The organism is Cypionkella sp., from assembly GCF_034376685.1.
Taxonomy (GTDB): Bacteria; Pseudomonadota; Alphaproteobacteria; order Rhodobacterales; family Rhodobacteraceae; genus Cypionkella.
In genome coordinates, this window is record NZ_JAXMJJ010000029.1 from 200,488 (window position 1) to 217,912 (window position 17,425).

The window sequence follows — 17,425 nt, forward strand, 5'->3', positions numbered from 1 at the left end:
CCCAGATGAACCCGTATGTATATCGGCTGCTGTCGATGAACCGTGGAAAAAAGCGGGTGCTACAAGTCACGGTTGATTTGCTTTTGTTGCCACTGATGTTCTTTCTGGCGATGTGGCTCAAACTCGACAGCTTGGCATTTGTGGGCGATCCACATGTCTGGTTGGTGCTGATCCCGGTGCTTCCGGTGACCATCTTCAGCTTTGTGCGGCTGGGGTTTTACCGCGCCGTATTGCGCTATATTGCTGGACGCGCGCTGATCACCATTCTGCTTGGCGCGATGATCTCTGCGGTGACAATGACAATCGTGGTGCAGCTGGCCGATCTGCCCGTGCCGCTTGCTGTGCCGCTGATCTACATGCTGCTGACCTTTTTCAGCGTCGGTGGTATCCGCTTTGGCTTCCGTGAGCTGGTGAACTATGCGCAGAACCGCCGCAAGGAACGCGTGGCGATCTATGGGGCAGGGGCGGCGGGGCGGCAGCTTTTGCAGGTGCTGCACCAGCGCAGCGACTATGTTCCGGTCGCCTTCATCGACGATTCACGCCAAGCTCAGGGCACCCATGTCGGCGGGTTGATGGTCTATGCGCCATCGCAAATCGAGAGGCTGATCCGCAACAATGGCGTCAATGTCGTGCTGCTGGCGATCCCCTCGGCCAGCAAGTCGCGGCGCAATGAAATTCTCAAATCGCTGGAGTGCCAGCCACTGCTGATCCAGACCGTGCCGGGTCTGGATGATATCATGACCGGCAAGGCCAGCATTGATCAGATCAATGACATCAGCATCGAAGACCTGCTGGGCCGTGATCCGGTGCCGCCGCAACGTGAGTTGTTGGGGGCCAACATCACCGGCAAGGTGGTGATGGTCACCGGGGCGGGCGGCTCGATTGGCAGCGAACTTTGCCGCCAGATCCTGCGCCTGAAGCCTGCGCGGCTGGTGCTGTATGAAATCTCCGAACTGGCGCTCTACACCATCGAGCAAGAACTTGCGACGATGCAGAAAGTGCTGCGCTCGGATGTGGCGATCTCGCCGGTGCTGGGCTGCATCAAATCGGCGCGGCTGGTGGATCGCACGCTGCGGCATTTCGGGGTGGAGACGGTTTATCACGCCGCCGCCTACAAGCATGTGCCACTGGTCGAACATAATATCGCCGAGGGCGTGCGCAACATCGTGTTCGGCACCGCCACCCTGGCCGAGGCGGCAATTGCGGCAGGCGTGAAATCCTTCATCCTGATCTCATCTGACAAATCGGTGCGCCCGACCAACATCATGGGAGCCTCCAAGCGCTTGGCCGAACTGATTTGCCAATCGCTTGCCGATGCGCCACGCAACACCGGCACCACGATTTCGATGGTGCGGTTTGGCAATGTGCTGGGCTCATCAGGCTCGGTCATCCCGCTGTTTCGCCGCCAGATCGAAGCTGGCGGCCCGATCACTGTTACCCATCCCGACATCACCCGCTTCTTCATGACCATCCCCGAGGCAGCCCAACTGGTGATCCAGGCAGGCGCTATGGCGCAGGGCGGCGAAGTGTTCGTGCTGGATATGGGTGATCCGGTGCTGATCACCGAGCTTGCCGCAAAAATGGCGCGGCTGCATGGGCTTAAGCCGGTGATCTTTACCGATCCCAGGGTGGAAAAGCCCGGCATGGGCGAGATCGGCATCGTGTTCACCCATCTGCGTCCGGGTGAAAAGCTGCACGAGGAATTGCTGATCGGCAATGACCCGAAAGCCACCAGCCACCCGCGCATCATGTCCGCTACCGAACGCCGCCAGCCGCTGGACGAATTGACCGCCGCCCTTGTGCAACTGGCGCAGGCCTGCGACCGCAATGATGTCGAGCGTATCCGCAAGATCATGATCGAACAGCAAACCGCCTACCAGCCCACCAGCGAAATCTTTGACCAGTTCTGGACCGAAGAAGACGACTTTGACGCCGCTGCAGAGAAAGCAGCGCCCGATCAGCGCCGCCTGATCTTGGTGCATGGCTGATCGCACTGCGCCCTGCAGCGCATTGGATCTGTCAGTTTCCGCCGGCAGCAGGGCGGATTTTCGATGCAAACGAGGCGGGGATTCCCGCCGATCTGCATCGGCATCCACACCACATGACTTGTATTTTGCTGTCGCATCAGTGGCATTGATGAAAGTTTTCGCTTATGAATAAGGCAAGGTGCCGGGGAAACAGGGTGCGCAGTGTAGGGTTGGCAGGCATGAAGCGATCGAAATATCTGGTGTTGTGCGGGCTCTGCGGCATGGTCGCTTTGCCAGTGCAAGCCGAGATGCGCCCCAGTCTTGGGTTTTCCGGCGTGACAGGGCTGATCGACATGCCTTCGGGCGAGCAGCAAAGCGATGGCACGCTGTCGGTGGTGAAATCACAATTCGGCCCGATTGGCCGCACCACACTGACCTTTCAGATCACCCCGCAACTGTCCGGCAGCTTTCGCTATTCCTCGGTGAAAGACTGGTTTGTCGATCCCAGCGATGACATCACCACCTATTCCGACCGCAGTTTTGATCTGCGCTATCAGCTGACCTCAGAGGGCCGCTATGTCCCGGCGATCACCGTCGGTCTGCAAGACATCATCGGCACCGGTGTGCAGGCGGGTGAATATATTGCCGCCACCAAGACCTTTGGCGACCGGGTGAAAGTCACCGCAGGTCTGGGCTGGGGTCGCTATGGCAGCTATGGCAGCATCGGCTCGCCGTTCGGCGATCGCCCGGAAGTCGACTTCGGCGAGGGTGGCAAGCTGCGCACCGGCCAGTGGTTCCGCGGCGATATGGCCCCCTTCGCAGGGGTTGAGTGGAAAGTGAACGACCAGTGGTCGCTGAAGGCCGAGTATTCATCTGACGCCTATGTCGAAGAGGCAGAGAACCGCGCTACGTTTGAACGCAACAGCCCGTTTAACTTTGGCGTCGAATACACCACCAAAGCCAATATGCGGTTGGGGCTTTATTCGCTTTATGGCTCAAAGATCGGCTTTTCGGTGCAACTGGCACTCGATCCGAAGAAAAATCCGCGCGGCGGCCCGCTTGGCCCCGGCCCGCTGCCCGTCACCGCCCGCGCTGCTGCAAAAAGCTGGGGGCCGAACTGGGTCAATGATCGTGGCACCCAAACCGCGATGCGCGACCAGACCCAAGCCATTCTGGCGCGCGACGGCATCACCATCGAAAGCATGGCGATCAATGCCAACCGCGTGCATCTGCGCATTCGCAACACCCGGCTCGACAATGCGCCGCAAGCCATAGGCCGCACCGCCCGCGCGCTTGCCGCCACCATGCCTGCTTCGGTCTCCAGCTTTGAGATCGTGGCGATGGCGCAGGGCGTGCCGCTGTCAAACGTCGTCATCCGCCGCGCCGATCTTGAGGCGCTGGAGTTCGCGCCCGGTCAGGATATCACGATGGATCAGCGCGTGCAGGTTCTGCCCGCCGCTTCTGCCCTGCCTGCCGGCGCGATCCGCACCGAAGGGCTGTATCCGCGCTTCAAATGGGGCCTTGCGCCCTATGTTGCCACCAGCCTGTTTGATCCCGGCAAGCCGTTGCAGGCCAATGTCGGCATCCGCTTGACGGCGCGCTATGATATCGCCCCCGGCTGGGTGGTTTCGACCTCTATCGCCAAGCCGGTTTACAAGGGGATTGAGCGGTCTACCTTCCCGTCTGACAGCAAACTGCCGCATGTCCGCAGCGATGCCAACCTCTACACCCTCGAAGGCGATCCCGCGGTGGAGCGGCTGACGCTCGCATGGTATGCCAAGCCGGCCCCCGAGCTTTTTAGCCGCGTCACCGTCGGCTATCTGGAGCGGATGTATGGCGGTATCTCGGGCGAGTTGCTGTGGCAGCAGCCCGACAAGCCCTATGCGTTGGGGGCCGAGATCAACTATGTCCAGCAACGTGACTATGATCAGTTGTTCGGCTTCCGGGATTACAGCATCGTCACCGGCCATGTCTCTGGCTACTACAGCTTTGGTGATGGCTATCACGCGCAGTTGGATGTCGGCCGCTACCTTGCGGGCGATTATGGCGCGACGCTGGCACTCGACCGCGAATTTGCCAATGGCATCAAAGTCGGCGCCTTCGCCACCCTCACCGATGTGCCGTTTGATACTTTCGGCGAAGGCTCGTTCGACAAGGGCATCCGTATCTCGCTGCCGATGGCCTTCTTTACCGGGCGTCCGACCCAGAAGGTTGGCAGTGTGACCTTGCGGCCATTGCTGCGGGATGGCGGTGCCAAGCTTGATGTTGAAGGTCGGCTCTATGGCACGGTCAGAAAGTATCAGGAATCCGACCTTGACGCCGCCTGGGGGCGGTTCTGGAGATGACCTTGCATCGTAGCCTGATTACCCTTGCCGCTGTCCTCGCGCTCACTGCGTGCAATTCTGCCGCCGTGACGAAAGCGGCGAGCAGCCTCGTCGGGCCGACCGGCTCACCTGCGGTCAAGCCGGTTGCCGGTGCGCCGCAAATCTGGCTGTCGCTGGTGTCGCGCGGGATCAAGTTTCCGATGACACAGGTTGCGATGCGTGACGGGGTGACGATCTACGCCTCGAAAGACGGCGCGCAGGTGTTTTTGCGCAACGGCATTCTGATCGGAACGCGCGGCTTGGGCCGTGACCTGATGTCAGCCGATGCGCCCAGCCCGGCCACGCTGCGCTCCGGTGCCGCGCATCAGCGCAGCTACTATGATCTCGACGGCACGGACACGATGATTCGCCACGTTTTCACCTGTAAGGTTGAGCGGGATGCCGCCGGTGAAAATGGCGTAGTTGAGGAATGCACTGCCGATATCGGCAGGATTCGCAACGAATATTGGTTCAATTCTGCTGGTTCTGTAAGCAAATCGCGCCAATGGGTGTCACAGGGTGTCGGATATGCCGCGGTTGAGCGGAAAGATGGTTGATAGTGCTTGCGTCAGACTTTTCTTTTAACTTCCATCGCTATATGGTGGGGCAGAACATCCATCCAACCGGAGTATTTCATATGAAAAACATCACTTCCTTCGTTCTTGCGTCTTCGCTCGTTTTGGCTTCTTCGGCAGCATTCGCTGGCGGCATGGCTGACCCGATCGAGGAGCCGCCGCTGGTCGTCGTCGAAGAAAGCAGCTCGTCCTCGGCAACCCCTCTCTGGGCCGTCATCGGTGGCGTTGTTCTCGTTGGCGCACTGCTGGCGTCGGGCGACAGCGACTCGAACACCAACACCAACGCTAGCGCTGCTAACTAAGTTTAACTGCCCAGACCAGTTGGTTTAATGGAATATGGAACGCCCAAGCATTTTGCTTGGGCGTTTTGCTTTTCGGATCGCATCCTGTCGGCTTTGGACGCACCGCGCTGCGCTTTGCAGGGCAACTGCGGTAAAGCTTAACAAAGCCTGAACGCGACTTGGCAACCGATTGATAAATATAGCCCTCAGCCCTTGTCCACGCGTGGACACACCTTCAATACCCCTTGCCCCGCGCCGAGATCGGCCAGACCACCTCGACCACGCCGCCCCGGACTCCCACGAACCAATCATGTAAATTACAAGTCGGATCGCAATGCCCCGGCACCAGCCGCAGCTTGTCATTGATCTTCAAAACGCTGCCCGGATCGCTGATCTCACCATGCTCGTCCGAGCATTTCAGATACTCCACCCCCTCATGCCCAAACACCACCGGCAGCCCCGAATCCACCGCTACCGCCTTCAACCCGGCATCACAAACCGCCCAATCCGACCGCACATGACTCATCACCGAGGTCAGCACAAACAGCGCGTTCTCCCACACCCCCTGATCAAACCGCCGCCCGTCCTGATCCAAAACCCGGCCATAATCCGCGTCCATGAACGCATAAGACCCGCATTGAAGTTCGTTATAGACCTCCGAACCGCCCTCCAACGGCCAACTCCCGGTCCCCGCGCCGCCGATGATATCGCAGTCCAGCCCCACTTCCCGCAGCGCAGCCACCGCAGTGCGGACCTCAGTCAGCGCGACCTCAATCGCCGCTTTCCGATCCGCAAACAACGTCAGATGCTGCATCGCTCCCTGATACGCCTGCACCCCGGAAAACCGCAGCCCTTCCGCCGCATCAATCGCCTGCGCCAGCCGCACGACGGTCGCATCGCCGCGCGCCCCACAGCGCCCGGCCCCCACATCCATCTCCACCAGACATTCCACCACCACCCCATGCCGCCGCGCAGCCGCCGCCAGATCCGCCACGTTGCTCAGATCGTCAACGCAGACAATCACCCGCGCGCCCCGCAAGCCCAGCCGCGCCAAACGGTCGATCTTGGCCAGATCCGTCACCTGATTGGACACCAACACATCCATGATCCCCCCGCGCACAAAGGCTTCCGCTTCTGAAACCTTCTGGCAGCACACCCCGCAAGACCCGCCCAACCGCGCCTGCAACAGCGCCACATCCACCGATTTATGCATCTTGCCATGCACCCGGTGCCGCACCCCCAAAGCCCGCGCGGCGTTCCCCATCCTGACGATGTTGCGCTCCAACGCGTCCAGATCCAGCAACAGACACGGCGTCTGCACCGCGGCCTCTGCCATCCCCGGCAGGGCCGGAATGTCATAACCCACCTCCAAGCCGCTGAAATCCATGCGCTGTCTCCTTGCTGCACCTGTGCGCAGAGTGACCGAAAACCAAAAACTGCGCCATCTGTCGCAGGGGCACCGAAAGTTTTTTTCAACCCGACAATCCATGTTATGCTGCGCTTGCATAATGTTTCCGCCAGCGCCGCTGCGATGCAGAATAAAGGAGCCGACCCGTGCCCAATCCAGCCCGCCTGCGCGGCCGTCCAAAATCCACCACCGACAAGACCGAGCAAAACACCGTGCAGGCGCTTGATCGGGCGATTGGCTTGCTTAAAATGCTGGCAGACAGCGCGGGTCTGACCCTTTCAGAACTGGCCGAGCAAAGCGCGCTGCCGGTCGCGACGGTGTTCCGCGCCTTGGTGACCCTGCAAGGTCATGGCATGGTTGAACTCGAAGATCCCGGCCAGGTTTGGCACATCGGTCCCGGCACCTTCCGGGCCGGATCGGCCTTCCTGAAGCGCACCAAAATCACCGAGCGCGCCCGCGCCCCGATGGAGGCTCTGCGCGACGCCACCGGTGAAACCGTCAGCCTTGGCATTGACGCGTCCGGCGAAGTTCTGTTCCTGTCCCAAGTTGAAGCCACCGCTGATCTGCGCGCGTTCTTTCCCCCCGGCAGCAGCGGTCTGATGCATCTCTGCGCCCCCGGCAAGGCATTGCTGGCGTGGTATCCCGAAGAAAAGACTGCCGAAATCCTCAGCCGCAAGGGCCTTGCCCGCGCCACCACGCTCTCACTCTCCAGCCCCGAAAGCCTAAGCCGCGATCTGGCCCGGACCCGCGAGCGTGGCTTTGCCATTGACGATCAGGAACGCGCTGAAGGCATGCGCGGCGTGGCGGCGCCCATCTTCAACGCCTTCGCCGAACCCGTCGCCGCCCTTGGTATCGCGGGCCCCGCCTTCCGCATGGGCCTGTCTGATGCCACGCGTTTTGGCAGCCTTGTGCGCGCTGCCGCTGACCAGATCACCGAGGCGACCGGCGGTCAGCTTCCTTGAATTTGCGCTTTTTGAAATACTCCCGCGCGGAGCGCTTCGCCACCCCCACTCCTGCGCCAATTATTTGATCAAAACCTTATAGGCCCCATTGATCGCAATCCAAACCCGTGGTCTGACTGGCGCAATCGTCAGAAAGGGCACGCCCATGAACCTGTTCATCAATGGCTTTGGTCGGATTGGTCGATCGGTCTTGCGCGCGGCGCTGAAAGGGGCTGCGCCGGGGGCGAAGATTGTCGGTATCAACGACATCGCTGCGGCTGAGATGTGCGCCTATCTGTTTGAGTTCGACTCGGTTTTCGGGCCTTGGCCGGGGCAGGTCAGCCTTGAGGGCAATGTCTTGATCATCGACGGGTTGTCGATCCCGCTCTACCGCACGCCGGATATTTCCAGCCTTGCGCTGAAGGGTGTCGATGTTGTGCTGGAATGCACAGGCCGCGCCGATGCCCGCGAAATGGCCACGCGTGGGTTGCGCGGCGGCGCGCGTAAAGTGTTGATCTCTGGCCCCTCCAAGGCGGCTGATCTGACCGTGGTTCTGGGCGCGAATGACGATCAGTTGACCTCACAGCAGATCGTCTCGAACGCCTCTTGCACCACCAACGCACTGGCCCCCTTGGCCCGGTTGATCCATGAGCATTGGGGTGTGGTGACCGGCTCGATGACGACGATTCACTGCTATACCGGCAGTCAGCCCACGGTGGATGCCCCCGCCGCCGATTTCGCCCGCTCGCGCGCTGCCGCCTTGTCGATGGTGCCGACGACGACTTCGGCGCAGCGCCTGCTGGATCAGGTCCTCCCACAAATTGCGGGCCGCATTGAAGGCTCGGCGGTGCGGGTGCCGACGGCATCGGTGTCTGCCGTTGATCTGGCGGTGATGACCGAAGCTGCGCCAACGGTGACCGAGGTCAACGCGGCCTTGGCCGGGGCGGGCGGGGTGATCGGTTCAACCGTGAAGGCGCTGGTCTCGACCGATCTGCGCGCCCGCCCGGAAAGCATCGTGATGGCTCTGCCGGAAACCCGCGTGACCAAGGGCGGCATGCTGCGGGTGTTCGGTTGGTATGACAATGAATGGGGATTTTCCAACCGCATGTTGGATATCGCGGCCCGGATGGCGCAATGCTGAAAGACTTTTTCGTCGCGGGGCCCACCGACGACGGTGATGCGGTGACGGGGCATTACTATGAGGTCGCAAGCCCTGACCCCGCGCGCCCGCAGGTCTGGATCTATGCCTCGGCGCTGTCCTACAGCCCCGGCGAAACGCTTGTGCTGCACGCGATGTCCAGCGCGCCCGAAGCGCAACTGACCATCGCTCGCGATGGCATTTCCCCCGAAATCCTGCTGCAAATCCCGCTTGCCACCACTTTCGCCGCCACCCCGTTTGATGCCTCGGTGACGGGATGCGGTTGGCCCGAAGCCCTGCGCCTGACCATCCCCGAGGATTGGCGAAGCGGCGTCTACACCCTGACCGTCAGCATTCCCGGCCATTCCTCGCAAGGCCTGTTCGTCCTCAAGCCTCTGAAACCACAGGTAAAGATCCTGATGCTATTGGCGACAGGCACATGGTGCGCCTATAATGACTGGGGCGGCTCGAACCACTACCAAGGCCTCACCGGACCCAGCCAAGGTGATTTCGCCCCGCATGTCAGCACCCAACGGCCTTGGGCGAAAGGCTTCGTCGCGTGGCCAAGCGATGCCCCTCGCATCCCCCACGCCTCGCCGCTTCTGACCAAACCGCGCTACCCGCATATGGATTATGCCCGCGCCAAGGGTATCTCGAAGAAATACGCCTCCTCCGGCTGGGCCGCGTTTGAGCGCCCGTTCGCGCTGTGGTGCGAATCCCAAAACATCCAGCTCGACTACACCACCCAACACGGCCTGCACCGCGATCCCGCAGCGCTGAACGGCTATGACCGTGTGCTGATCGCGGGCCATGACGAATACTGGACATGGGAGATGCGCGACCATCTCGAGGCTTGGCTGGATCAAGGCGGCCAGCTTGCGCGCTTTGCCGGGAATTTCTTCTGGCAAACCCGGCTGTCGGATGATCTGACCACCCAAACCTGCTTCAAAACCACCGCCGAGGCTGCCGATCCCTTTGCCGACACCAACCGCTTGACCAGCTACTGGGATCATCCCGCGATCAACCGCCCCGCCACTGCCACCATGGGCCTGACCGGATCGGCAGGCGTCTATGCCGGATGGAGCCGCTGCGCCGCGCACGGTTCTGGTGGTTTCGCGATCTACCGCCCCGAGCATTGGGCGCTTGCGGGGACGGGTCTCGGCTATGGCGACGTGCTGGGTGCGGCCTCAAAAATCTTCGGCTATGAGGTCGACGGCATCGACTACTCCATGACCCAAGGCCTGCCCTTTGCCGCCGAAAACACTGGCCTGCAAGGCGATCTCACCATCGTCGGCCTCTCCCCCGCGACCACGCTCTCGCATTCCACCGGACCCCACGACCGCGACCGTTTCATCGGCACAGGCGACGCCGAAGACTTGGCGCTTAGGCTTTACGGCGGCCTCACCCCGGAAAATACCGCCCGCGCGTCCCGCGGCAATGGCTGCATGGCCGAATACCGCCGGGGCAGGGGCGCGGTGTTCAACGCCGCCTCGTGTGAATGGGTCGCAGGTCTGATCGCCCGCGAGCGCCCGGTTGAACAGGTCACCCGCAACATCCTGCTTGGAGAGTGGGCATGATCTACCTCTGCCGCCACGGCCAGACCGAATTCAACGCCATTGGCCGCCGCCAAGGGCAGGTCGACAGCAACCTCACCGCGATGGGGCAAGCGCAGGCCACCGCGATGGGTCGCCGCCTCGCATCCCTCAACCTGCCGGAATTTCGCATCTACGCCAGCCCCTTAGGCCGCGCCCATCACTCCGCCCGCCTGATCGCAGCCGAGCTGGGTCACGCGCCAATCACCCTTGACCCCCGCCTTATGGAAATCGGCATGGGCTCATGGGATGGCAAAACCGACCTTGAGATCGACACCGCCCACCCCGGCCTGCGCGCGTCTGTGCCGCCCGAGGCATGGTGGTTCCACTCCCCCGATGGCGAAACCTACACGATCTTCGCCGCCCGCTTGGCCGCCGCTCTGAACGCGATCCAATCCGACCCCACTCCGGTGAAAATCATCGTCGCCCACGCCGTCGTCAGCCGGGTGATCCGCGCGCAATGGGCGGGGCTGTCCGAGGCCGACAGCCACACGCTCCCCGTCCCACAAGACGCGTTCTTCGCGCTGACCGAAGGCAAAAACATCACCGAAATCCCCGCCCGAACCGCCGCTTAGGTCATCCTCTGCGCTCAAGTATCCAGACCGGAATGCAAGCATTCCGGTTAGCCAGAGGCTCCTAGGTCGCCCCAAGCGCGGCTTTACCAAGCCCGCAAAACCGCCTCCAGATTATCCCCCAACTCCGGGCACAAATACCCGCCTTCCTGCACGATCACGCAGGGCAGCCCCATCGCCGCCACCGCCCGCCCAATCGCGGCAAAGCCCGGCGTGCTCACGGTCAATCCGGCGAACGGATCGCCCTCATACGCATCCAACCCCAGCGCCAGCACAACGGTATCCGCGCGCCAAGCCTGAATCTTTTCAATGCCTTCTGCCAAGGCGGCCAGAAACCCCGTATCGCCCGTGCCGCGCGCCAAGGGCAGGTTCAGGTTGGCCCCCAGCCCCTCGCCCGCGCCAAACTCCTCGGCATAGCCCCAGAAGAACGGATAAAACCGCTCTGGATGCGCGTGCAAGGACACGGTCAGCACATCGCCGCGCGCATAGAACATGCCCTGCGTGCCGTTGCCGTGGTGCAGATCCACGTCCAAAATCGCCACCCGCCGCCCGGCATCGGTCAGCCGTTGCGCCGCAATCCCCGAGTTGTTCAGATAGCAAAACCCGCCCGCGAGTTCAGCAAACGCATGATGCCCCGGCGGGCGGCACAAAGCATAGACCGCCCTCTCGCCCCCCAACACCAGATCGGCGGCATGGTGTGCCGTCTGCGCGCTCGCATAAGCCGCGTCCCAAGTCTGCGCCGAAATCGGGCAGGAGGTATCGGTCATATGAAACCCGGCCTGACCCACCGCCGACAAGGGATAGCCATCCAACCGACTGGCCGGATGCACGTTCGGGATCACTTCGGCCGAAGCACCGTCAATCCGCTGCCAGCGGTCATATATCCTCTGCAAGAACGTCACATAGCGCTGCGGATGCACCGCCAAAATCGGTGAAAGTCCGGCGTCCGGGGCCTGCACCACAGCACCCCCCATCCGCCGCACTGCCGCCAACAAGGCATCCACCCGCGCGGGTTGCTCGGGGCAGGGCTTGCGCGCCCCGGAGGACAGAAAAAACTGCGGATCATGCGCCCGCTGCGCGTTGTCAAACACCGTAATCATGGCTGCATCAGGGCGTTCAGGCCCTCTCCCTCAAGAATGTATGGGTCCGAGGCGTCGCGCAAAGCAAAGCCCAGGGTTCCGTAAAATCCAATCGCCAAGATATTGCTGCGCTTGACCATCAGTGCCATGAACGCTGGTTGCCAATCCTGCGCATGCGCCAGAGCAGCCGCCAGCAAGCCCCGCCCCAACCCCTTGCCGCGCGCGGCATGGTTGAGGTAAATATCCTGCACAAACAGCCCCATAGCTCCGCGCCAGCTGGAGTATTCTGGCAGGAACAGACAGAATCCCAAGGCTATTCCGCGTTCCTCCACCAGCACCACGCGAAACCGCGGCTCGGCTCCAAAGCCATGCCGCACCAGCGCCTCCACTCCACCGCCAATCACACCACCCTCGGCATCCGCCATCTCGGACAGCATGGCGTGGATCAGCGCTGCATCTTCCACCACGGCCAGGCGATACTCGATCAAAACGCCACCTCGCCCACACCCTTCAAGCCCAACATCGTCCGCGCCTCATCAGGGCTTGCCACAACCCGCCCCAGTCCTTCGACAATGCCGCGGATCTGCCGCACCTGCTCGGCGTTAGACCGCGCCAGCACGCCTTTCGACAGGTAAAGATTATCCTCCAATCCCACCCGCACATGCCCGCCCATCGCCGCCGACATCGTCGCCATCGGGATCTGATTGCGCCCCGCCGCCAGCACCGAAAACTGATAACTGTCGCCGAACAACCGATCCGCCGTGCGCTTCATCAGCATCAGCATATCGGGGTCCGCAGCCATCCCCCCCAGCACGCCAAACACGAATTGAATGAACAACGGGGCCTTGACCGCCCCCCGATCCACAAAATGCTTCAGCATATAAAGATGACTGACATCATAGCATTCAAACTCGAACCGCGCGCCGCGCAGGCTGCCCATCTCGTTCAAAACAAAGGCAATATCGCGGGGGGTGTTCTTGAACACCAGATCGTCCGAGCCTTCCAGAAACGGCTTTTCCCAATCGTATTTCCAATCGCTGATCTTCGCCGCCATCGGATACAGCGCGAAATTCATCGACCCCATGTTCAGGCTGCACATCTCGGGGCGAAACTGTATCGGGGCGGCCAGTCGTTGCGCAAGGCTCATGATCGCCGAGCCCCCTGTGGTCATATTCACCACGCCGTCACACCCTGCCTTGATCGCCCCCAGAAACCCCGCCCAATGCGCCGGATCGCTGGAGGGGTGCCCAGTTTCCGGCACCCGCGCGTGCAGATGCAAAATCGCTGCCCCCGCCTCGGATGCCTCAATCGCGGCAGCCGCAATCTGCGCGCCCGTCACAGGCAAATATTCCGACATTGACGGCGTGTGGATCGAACCGGTGATCGCACAGGAAATGATGATTTTTGACATATAAGCCCCCCGCAAGCGCACCCTGCCACGAAGCCAAAGCCTTTGCCAGAGCAGGGTCGCGGCAGGAAACCCCCACCGCGACCGATCTTGTTAGCTGAACGCCCGCTTCATCTTCGGCACGTTCTGCAACACCAGAAAATCCACCAGCAGCACCGCCGCCAGCGTCAGCCCCAGCATCGGAAACGCCACCCCCAACACCAACGCAATCAAAGCCACGCCGCGCAACGGGACGCCCGCAGGCATCGGCGGAGCCGCCAGCCGCAATGCGCCCGCAGGACGTCGTTTCCACCACATCACCACGCCGCTGACACAGACAAACACCACGACCCCGCAAAACGCGATGTTCAACACCACATTCCACAGCCCCATCTGCCCCTCGTGCAGCGCGATGCCAACGGCCATCGATTTGCCCGCCAGAGAATAATCAGCAAAGCCCACCTGCGCCAAAATCTTGCCGGTATACTGATCAATATGCACGGTGCGGTCGGCGGTAGGGTCAGGGCCATCATAGCTCATGCTGTCTTGGCTCAGCGTCCAAACCCCACCGTCATCGCCGGGCAGAGCCACCTGAAAACGGCCCTGAAAGCCAATCGAACGGCCCAAGGCGACGATGTTTTCCAAACTGACGGGCATGCCCATCGGCAAGCCGTCAACGCCCGCATCCGAGCCTGACATCGGCATCGGCGTCTGCTCCAGCGCCCAGGGCACGGTATCATCGGCGGTCATGTCCATGTCTTTGTGCTTGGCGTCCGACAACGGCACATTGTCCCATTTTGCCGCCGGAAACGTCGACCAGGCCTGCACATATTTGCCGCCCCAGATCCCCGCCCAAGCGAGGCCCGAGATCAGGAAAAACACCAACCCCAGAGAAATCCAGAACCCCAGCACGCCATGCAAAGACTTCCACCAAGCCCGCCCCTTGGCGCGCAAATCCGGCACCAGCAGGCTGCGCAGCCCCGCACCATTGCGCGGCCAGACCAGATACAGCCCGGTGATCACCAACAAAAGCCCCAGCGAGGCCGCAATCTCCACCAACCGATCGCCCAGATCGCCGATCAGCAGCGTGCCGTGGATGTCATTGGCCAAACTATACCACGTCGTGCCATTCTCAGTGTCGCGCAGCACGGCACCTGTGTAGGGGTCCACCGCGATCATCCGCTGGCTATCCCCCAAATCCACCCGGTAAATCGCCGGAGTCATCGCATCATGTGGCGCAATATATTGCCCGATCTTACCCTTGGGATGCGCAGCCAGCGCGGCGCTGGCCTGATCGGTGACGCTGAGGGTTTGGGCCTGCGGCGCAACCACCAACCGCTCGCCATATTCCGGGGCGATTGCGGTGAACCAGACCATCACAATCCCGGTGATCGCCAGCATGATCAGGAAGGGGATCACATAAAGCCCGGCGTAAAAGTGCCAGCGCCAGACCGCGAAGTAGAGTTTATTGACGCCCGAAGGCGCAGTCGAAGTGTCAGACATAAGGGGTCATCCCAGAAAAAAGCCAAGGAAACGGGCGCTCAGGCCCGCAGGTTGCGCTTAGATCTGGGTGACGGGCGGTCCCCGCGCAGGTGGCGCGCGCGGCAGGTGGCTGCTGGCATCCGCCAAGGCCACATCCGGCCAGACTACGGTGACGGGCACCAGTTGCACCGGGGGTAGGGTGATAACCGCAGGAAGTTCCACCGCCGCGATGATCCGACAGGCGGGGCAGGGTGGTTGATCCTTCGCACCATGTTCCGGCCCACCACCATCATGACACAACTCTGGCAGAGTGCCGTCCGGCATCGCATAGGCGCTGAGATCGACCGGAACGTGCAACGCGATCCGGTGGCCAAAGCCCAAAACACTCAGGGCCACTGCCAAAAGCAGCACCATCAGAGTTTGCGCAAATGGGCGGGCAAAGCGGATCATGCGCTGTGGCTAACCGATCACAGGCCGGAAGATCAAGCCACCCAACACCCCGATAGCGGGCTTTCTTTCCGCCCCTCACCCCCTAAGCTGTACGCAAAACAGGAGGTCGGCCATGTTCTTCACCGAAACCCCGGATTGGTCGGCACTCGGGCCCAGCATCACCGCCGCTCTGGTCGGTTTGCACGGCACGCAGGGGCTTGATCCTGAAAGCTTTGGTCTGGTCCTGATCACCCAAGGCGCCGATGGTCCCGAAGGCTTTGCCCATCGCGGCGATATTCCGGTCTACCCCTGTTCCTTGGTGAAAACCTTCCATCTGATCCACGCGCTCGCGCTGTTGGAAGACGCCCGCATCGCCCCGCATGGCGAGATGGATCGGGCGTTGCGCGACATGATCCGTGTCTCGTCGAACACCGCCACCAACTACGCCATCGACCTGATCACCGGCACCACGGGCGACACATTGCTGCATGGCGCGGAATACCTCGATTGGGTCAACAAGCGCGAACGGTTGAACCGGTTTTTCTGGGCGCTGGGCTGGGACGAATGGCAGGGCTGTAGCATCGCGCAAAAGCTGATGGACGACACCCGCTATGGCCGTGAGGCGCAATTCGCAGGCGCAGACGGCGCGCATCTGAACCGCCTCACCCCTCTGGCTGCCGCACGGGTTCTGTGGGAGCTGTTTGAGGGCGATTTGCCACTGTCACCGCCCTCAAAAGCCCGCGCACAGGCGATCTTGCAGCGTGACAAAGCCAGCCCTGATGCCGCAAACCCGGCCTATCAACTGTCGGAGTATTTGGCGGGCGACCTGCCGGAAGCGGTGCAGATCTGGTCGAAAGCCGGGCACAACCTGTGGACCGGCGATGCCAAAACCAGCTGGTTCAAACATGATATGGTGCGTCTGGCGGCACCCAACCGCAAGCCGTTGACTGTTGTGCTGACCACCCAAGGGCAGGGCATGGCGCAAACTTATCCCCAAGCCTTCCCTGAAATCGGGCGGCTGATCTGGGAAATGACCGAAGGCATCACCCGCGCCTAATGTCTAACCCCAAGCCGCCCCGGATCAAATCCGCGGCGGCGCAACGTGGGTTTCGGGCGCGCGATAGACCTCAGCCAATCACCCTTGCCAGCAAGCCCTGCCAGTTGCTCCAGCAGAGTTTTTCGGTCAGCGCAGCGCCATAATGTGCCTCCAGCGCCGCCGTCAGTTTCGGCAGCCCACTGGCATCGCTGATGAAATTTGGGATCATCGTGCCGTCGAAATCCGACCCCAGCGCCACGCCATCTTCGCCCAGGTGGGCCAGCAGATGATCCAGATGACGCAGCATATCCTCTGGCCCGGTCGCGGGATTTTTGATGCCGTCTTGACGGATGAAAGCACAGCCATAGTTCAACCCGACCAAGCCACCACTATCCTTGATCGCCGCCAACTGCTTGTCGGTCAGATTGCGGGTCGAGGCGGTCACCGCATGGGCATTGGAATGGGTGGCGACCAAAGGCTTGCCCGACACCCGCGCCACATCCCAAAACCCGGCTTCATTCAGATGCGACAGGTCCAGCAGCACCCCCAAGGCGTCACATTCCCGCACCAACCGCAGCCCGGCCTCGGTCAGCCCCGGCCCGGTATCCGGGCTGGCCGGGAAGTTGAACGGCACGCCATGGCCGAAAATGTTCGAACGGCTCCAGACCGGACCCAAAGATCGCAACCCCGCAGCGTAGAAAACATGCAAAGCGTCCAGATTTGCAGCAATCCCCTCAACGCCCTCGATATGCAAAATCGCTGCAATCGCCCCGGCGGCGCGGGCATTGGCGATCTCGGCCACCGTGCGACACAGCCGGATCGCATCCGGTCGCGCCCGTTCCATCCGCAGCAGAATAGCGATCTGCTCCAGCGTTTGCCGCTCGGCCCGCACCGCATCAATCGCCGGAAACTCCCGGTAGGTCGCCATCGGATCGGGGCCAGTGCCCGGCCCTCCGCCCACCCAAACGGCAAAGAAACCGCCCGCAAAGCCACCCGCACGGCATTTCGCCAGATCAAGATCGCCATCCCGCCCGCTGAAAAACGCAGCGCCACCAAAGGATTTTTCTGCCCAGAGGCACGAGAGCAGATCATTATGCCCGTCGAAGATTGAAAAGTCTGACATTTTACCCATCTGCCCGTGAAACTGCCCGTTGCCGCCAGTTTCACGCCGCAAG

The 17,425-nt window shown here is 61.7% G+C and carries 16 protein-coding genes; 9 read left to right on the top strand and 7 right to left on the bottom strand.

The genetic code is table 11. The features are described 5' to 3' along the window. Positions 1–5 precede the first annotated feature (5 nt). From U1A24_RS07020 to U1A24_RS07035, 4 genes are all read left to right on the top strand, one after another. On the top strand, positions 6–1,988 hold the full coding sequence (locus U1A24_RS07020) for a nucleoside-diphosphate sugar epimerase/dehydratase (protein WP_322321253.1): 1,983 nt from the start codon (positions 6–8) through the stop codon (positions 1,986–1,988). A 218-nt stretch (positions 1,989–2,206) separates the two neighbouring features. Next, positions 2,207–4,312 carry a YjbH domain-containing protein gene (locus U1A24_RS07025; RefSeq protein WP_322321254.1) on the top strand — a complete coding sequence of 702 codons (2,106 nt, stop codon included), beginning with the start codon at positions 2,207–2,209 and terminating at the stop codon, positions 4,310–4,312. Then, positions 4,309–4,887, top strand: a complete 579-nt coding sequence (locus U1A24_RS07030) for a YjbF family lipoprotein (protein WP_322321255.1) — start codon at positions 4,309–4,311, stop codon at positions 4,885–4,887. The genes U1A24_RS07025 and U1A24_RS07030 overlap by 4 nt, the downstream gene beginning before the upstream one ends. An 80-nt stretch (positions 4,888–4,967) precedes the next feature. Continuing rightward, positions 4,968–5,207, top strand: coding sequence for a hypothetical protein (locus U1A24_RS07035; RefSeq protein ID WP_322321256.1), 240 nt, complete (start codon positions 4,968–4,970; stop codon positions 5,205–5,207). 214 nt (positions 5,208–5,421) lie between these two features. Here the strand turns inward: U1A24_RS07035 and U1A24_RS07040 are convergent, their stop codons facing one another. Next, the gene (locus U1A24_RS07040) at positions 5,422–6,573 is read right to left on the bottom strand and encodes a DSD1 family PLP-dependent enzyme (protein ID WP_322321257.1); all 1,152 of its coding nucleotides are present in this window, start codon (positions 6,571–6,573) and stop codon (positions 5,422–5,424) included. Between the two features lie 167 nt (positions 6,574–6,740). On the opposite strand from U1A24_RS07040, the gene U1A24_RS07045 reads away from it, so the two are divergent. The 4 genes from U1A24_RS07045 (at position 6,741) to U1A24_RS07060 (ending at position 10,840) form a co-directional block, all read left to right on the top strand. After that, complete coding sequence (locus U1A24_RS07045) at positions 6,741–7,556, top strand: IclR family transcriptional regulator (protein ID WP_322321258.1); 816 nt, start codon at positions 6,741–6,743, stop codon at positions 7,554–7,556. A 145-nt stretch (positions 7,557–7,701) separates the two neighbouring features. Then, positions 7,702–8,676 carry a type I glyceraldehyde-3-phosphate dehydrogenase gene (locus tag U1A24_RS07050; RefSeq protein WP_322321259.1) on the top strand — a complete coding sequence of 325 codons (975 nt, stop codon included), beginning with the start codon at positions 7,702–7,704 and terminating at the stop codon, positions 8,674–8,676. Then, positions 8,670–10,250: a N,N-dimethylformamidase beta subunit family domain-containing protein gene (locus tag U1A24_RS07055; protein ID WP_322321260.1), complete on the top strand. Its 1,581-nt coding sequence runs from the start codon at positions 8,670–8,672 to the stop codon at positions 10,248–10,250. Before U1A24_RS07050 ends, U1A24_RS07055 begins: the two co-directional genes overlap by 7 nt. Then, entirely contained in the window at positions 10,247–10,840 is a 594-nt protein-coding gene (locus U1A24_RS07060; protein WP_322321261.1) for a histidine phosphatase family protein, read from the top strand. Before U1A24_RS07055 ends, U1A24_RS07060 begins: the two co-directional genes overlap by 4 nt. 83 nt (positions 10,841–10,923) lie before the next feature. On the opposite strand, the gene U1A24_RS07065 is transcribed toward U1A24_RS07060, so the two are convergent. From U1A24_RS07065 to U1A24_RS07085, 5 genes are all read right to left on the bottom strand, one after another. Then, positions 10,924–11,937 carry a histone deacetylase family protein gene (locus tag U1A24_RS07065; protein ID WP_322321262.1) on the bottom strand — a complete coding sequence of 338 codons (1,014 nt, stop codon included), beginning with the start codon at positions 11,935–11,937 and terminating at the stop codon, positions 10,924–10,926. Continuing rightward, positions 11,934–12,404, bottom strand: coding sequence for a GNAT family N-acetyltransferase (locus U1A24_RS07070; protein ID WP_322321263.1), 471 nt, complete (start codon positions 12,402–12,404; stop codon positions 11,934–11,936). The genes U1A24_RS07065 and U1A24_RS07070 overlap by 4 nt, the downstream gene beginning before the upstream one ends. Continuing rightward, positions 12,401–13,327: a 3-keto-5-aminohexanoate cleavage protein gene (locus tag U1A24_RS07075; RefSeq protein ID WP_322321264.1), complete on the bottom strand. Its 927-nt coding sequence runs from the start codon at positions 13,325–13,327 to the stop codon at positions 12,401–12,403. The genes U1A24_RS07070 and U1A24_RS07075 overlap by 4 nt, the downstream gene beginning before the upstream one ends. Positions 13,328–13,417: 90 nt before the next feature. Continuing rightward, on the bottom strand, positions 13,418–14,806 hold the full coding sequence (locus U1A24_RS07080; protein WP_322321265.1) for a PepSY domain-containing protein: 1,389 nt from the start codon (positions 14,804–14,806) through the stop codon (positions 13,418–13,420). 57 nt (positions 14,807–14,863) lie between these two features. Beyond that, positions 14,864–15,235 (bottom strand): hypothetical protein, encoded by a 372-nt coding sequence (locus tag U1A24_RS07085; RefSeq protein ID WP_322321266.1) that lies wholly within the window; start codon positions 15,233–15,235, stop codon positions 14,864–14,866. A gap of 112 nt (positions 15,236–15,347) precedes the next feature. On the opposite strand from U1A24_RS07085, the gene U1A24_RS07090 reads away from it, so the two are divergent. Continuing rightward, positions 15,348–16,271: a serine hydrolase gene (locus tag U1A24_RS07090; RefSeq protein ID WP_322321267.1), complete on the top strand. Its 924-nt coding sequence runs from the start codon at positions 15,348–15,350 to the stop codon at positions 16,269–16,271. Positions 16,272–16,341: 70 nt separating this feature from the next. Here U1A24_RS07090 and U1A24_RS07095 read toward each other — a convergent pair whose 3' ends face one another. After that, entirely contained in the window at positions 16,342–17,373 is a 1,032-nt protein-coding gene (locus U1A24_RS07095; protein WP_416173473.1) for a dipeptidase, read from the bottom strand. Positions 17,374–17,425 lie beyond the last annotated feature (52 nt).

What these genes read in the sequence shown, in the direction of transcription:
- U1A24_RS07020 (WP_322321253.1), top strand. Translation starts at nt 6, where the DNA reads ATGAACCCGTATGTATATCGGCTGCTGTCGATGAACCGTGGAAAAAAG.
- U1A24_RS07025 (WP_322321254.1), top strand. Translation starts at nt 2,207, where the DNA reads ATGAAGCGATCGAAATATCTGGTGTTGTGCGGGCTCTGCGGCATGGTC.
- U1A24_RS07030 (WP_322321255.1), top strand. Translation starts at nt 4,309, where the DNA reads ATGACCTTGCATCGTAGCCTGATTACCCTTGCCGCTGTCCTCGCGCTC.
- U1A24_RS07035 (WP_322321256.1), top strand. Translation starts at nt 4,968, where the DNA reads ATGAAAAACATCACTTCCTTCGTTCTTGCGTCTTCGCTCGTTTTGGCT.
- U1A24_RS07040 (WP_322321257.1), bottom strand. Translation starts at nt 6,573, where the DNA reads ATGGATTTCAGCGGCTTGGAGGTGGGTTATGACATTCCGGCCCTGCCG.
- U1A24_RS07050 (WP_322321259.1), top strand. Translation starts at nt 7,702, where the DNA reads ATGAACCTGTTCATCAATGGCTTTGGTCGGATTGGTCGATCGGTCTTG.
- U1A24_RS07055 (WP_322321260.1), top strand. Translation starts at nt 8,670, where the DNA reads ATGCTGAAAGACTTTTTCGTCGCGGGGCCCACCGACGACGGTGATGCG.
- U1A24_RS07060 (WP_322321261.1), top strand. Translation starts at nt 10,247, where the DNA reads ATGATCTACCTCTGCCGCCACGGCCAGACCGAATTCAACGCCATTGGC.
- U1A24_RS07065 (WP_322321262.1), bottom strand. Translation starts at nt 11,937, where the DNA reads ATGATTACGGTGTTTGACAACGCGCAGCGGGCGCATGATCCGCAGTTT.
- U1A24_RS07075 (WP_322321264.1), bottom strand. Translation starts at nt 13,327, where the DNA reads ATGTCAAAAATCATCATTTCCTGTGCGATCACCGGTTCGATCCACACG.
- U1A24_RS07080 (WP_322321265.1), bottom strand. Translation starts at nt 14,806, where the DNA reads ATGTCTGACACTTCGACTGCGCCTTCGGGCGTCAATAAACTCTACTTC.
- U1A24_RS07085 (WP_322321266.1), bottom strand. Translation starts at nt 15,235, where the DNA reads ATGATCCGCTTTGCCCGCCCATTTGCGCAAACTCTGATGGTGCTGCTT.
- U1A24_RS07090 (WP_322321267.1), top strand. Translation starts at nt 15,348, where the DNA reads ATGTTCTTCACCGAAACCCCGGATTGGTCGGCACTCGGGCCCAGCATC.
- U1A24_RS07095 (WP_416173473.1), bottom strand. Translation starts at nt 17,373, where the DNA reads ATGTCAGACTTTTCAATCTTCGACGGGCATAATGATCTGCTCTCGTGC.